Here is a 2,400-nt window from a genome sequence, read left to right as displayed (position 1 = left end):
TTGGCGCGCTGCGGCGCTGTCTTCTCGCCTTCGGCCAGCCACTGCTCGTAGGAATTGTTGTCGGCGATGTTGGAGCGGTAGAAGGCGGTCTGGAAATTGGCCTGGGTGTGGTCGCAGCCGAGATAGTGGCTGCCGGGGCCGACCTGGCGGATGGCGTCCATCGCCTGGCCGTTTTCCGACAGGTCGACACCCTCGGAAAACTTCTGCGTCATGCCGAGCTGGTCGATGTCCATCATGAATTTTTCATAGCAGGACGCCAGCCCGCCCTCGAGCCAGCCAGCCGAATGCAGCACGAAATTAGTGCCGGCCAGGATGGTCGAGTTCAGCGTGTTGGCGCTTTCATAGGCCGCCTGAGCATCCGGAACCTTCGACGCGCAGAGCGAACCGCCGGTACGGAACGGCAGGCCGAGACGGCGCGCCAGCTGTGCGGCGCCATAAGACACCAGCGACGGCTCCGGCGTGCCGAAGGTCGGCGCGCCCGACTGCATCGAGATCGACGAAGCGAAGGTGCCGAACAGCACCGGCGCGCCCGGCCGGATCAGCTGCGTGAACGAGGCGCCGGCCAGCACTTCGGCCAGGACCTGCGTCAGCGTGCCGGCCACCGTCACCGGGCTCATCGCGCCGGCAAGGATGAACGGCGTGACGATGCAAGCCTGGTTGTGGCGCGCATAGACTTTCAAAGCGCCGAGCATGGTCTCGTCGAACACCATCGGCGAGTTGGCGTTGATCAGACTGGTCAGCACCGTGTTGTTCTCGACGAAATCGTCGCCGAACACGATCTTGGCCATGGCGACGGTGTCTTCGGCGCGTTCCGGCGCGGTCACCGAGCCCATGAACGGCTTGTCGGAATATTTGATGTGGCTGTAGATCATGTCGAGGTGGCGCTTGTTGACCGGCACATCGACCGGCTCGCACACCGTGCCGCCCGAATGGTGGATCGACGGCGCCATATAGGCGAGCTTCACGAAATTCTGGAAATCCTCGATCGTCGCGTAACGCCTGACGCCATCGAGGTCACGCACGAAGGGCGGACCGTAGACCGGCGCGAAAACGGTGGCATTGCCGCCGATCTGCACCGAACGCTCGGAATTGCGGGCGTGCTGGGTGTAGACGGACGGCGCGGTCTTGAGCAGCGAACGGCACAGCCCCTTCGGAAAGTGCACGCGCTCGCCCTTGACGTCGGCGCCGGCCTCTTTCCACAGTTGCAACGCCTCCGCGTCGTCGCGGAAGATGATGCCGATCTCCTCGAGCACCGTATCGGTGTTCTTCTCGATCAGCGCCAGGCCTTCCTCGTCCAGCACCTCATAAACGTTGATCTTGCGCTTGATGTAGGTGAGCTGCGTGCCCGGGCCACCGCCTGAACGTGCTGCCCGCCGGGCTGCTGCCCCGCCACTGGCGCCACGCCCACGTCGCGCGTTTGACGCTTCCTGATCGACTGCCGCGTGTTCGCTCATGGTGGTTCTTCCCTGAAACTGTTCTTGTCTGGAATCCATAGCGGCTGCCTCGCCGCTTCTTGCCAGATCGTAGCCATGCACCCTATTCGAAACGGCCCGCCAGCGCCAACGCCTGTCGCAAAATCGACAAGAATTCCAAGAGAGTTACGGTCGCTTTCCTTTTGCGGGAAGTCGCAAATCAGCTATGGATACATGCCCTCAGCGGGTTAGGTATGAACGCGAAGATGTGTGCCTTGCGACATGGTCGCGATGCCGGCAGGAGCTCGATACAAATGTCCGACGACGAGATCATCCTTTCCGAACTTTCCGACGACGAGTTGGTGCAGCAGATGCACGACGATCTCTATGACGGGCTGAAGGAAGAGATCGAGGAAGGCACCAACATCCTGCTCGAGCGCGGCTGGGTGCCCTACAAGGTGCTGACGGAAGCGCTGGTCGAAGGCATGCGCATCGTCGGCGAGGATTTTCGCGACGGCATCCTGTTCGTTCCCGAAGTGCTGCTGTCGGCCAATGCGATGAAGGCCGGCATGTTCATCCTGCGTCCGCTGCTCGCCGCCACCGGCGCGCCGAAGCAGGGCAAGATGGTCATCGGCACCGTCAAGGGCGACATCCACGACATCGGCAAGAACCTCGTCGGCATGATGATGGAAGGTGCTGGTTTCGACGTCATCGATCTCGGCATCAACAATGCGGTCGAGAAATATCTCGATGCGATCGAACAGCACCAGCCCGACATCATCGGCATGTCGGCACTGCTGACCACGACCATGCCCTATATGAAGGTCGTCATCGACACGATGAAGGAAAAGGGCATCCGCGACGATTATGTCGTGCTGGTCGGCGCCGACGGCCTTGCCGAATTCCTCGTTCAGCGGCGCGCCGCTGAACGAGGAATTCGGCAAGGCCGTCGGCGCCGATGCCTATTGCCGCGACGCGGCAGTGGCGG

Annotated in this window: 1 protein-coding gene and 1 pseudogene; one reads left to right on the top strand and one right to left on the bottom strand. The window is 62.0% G+C overall.

Annotated features, from left to right (window positions below; all coding sequences use genetic code 11):
* On the bottom strand, window positions 1–1,454 hold a 1,454-nt coding region (locus tag EN906_RS31050; protein WP_127375641.1), incomplete at its 3' end, for a trimethylamine methyltransferase family protein.
* A 272-nt stretch (window positions 1,455–1,726) separates the two neighbouring features.
* Between EN906_RS31050 and EN906_RS31045 the strand changes: the two are divergent.
* Window positions 1,727–2,400 (top strand): annotated as a pseudogene (locus EN906_RS31045) (B12-binding domain-containing protein); the annotation flags it as partial.

Source organism: Mesorhizobium sp. M7A.F.Ca.CA.004.06.1.1, from assembly GCF_003999135.1.
GTDB lineage: Bacteria > Pseudomonadota > Alphaproteobacteria > Rhizobiales > Rhizobiaceae > Mesorhizobium.
This window is presented reverse-complemented; position numbering and strand designations above follow the sequence as displayed.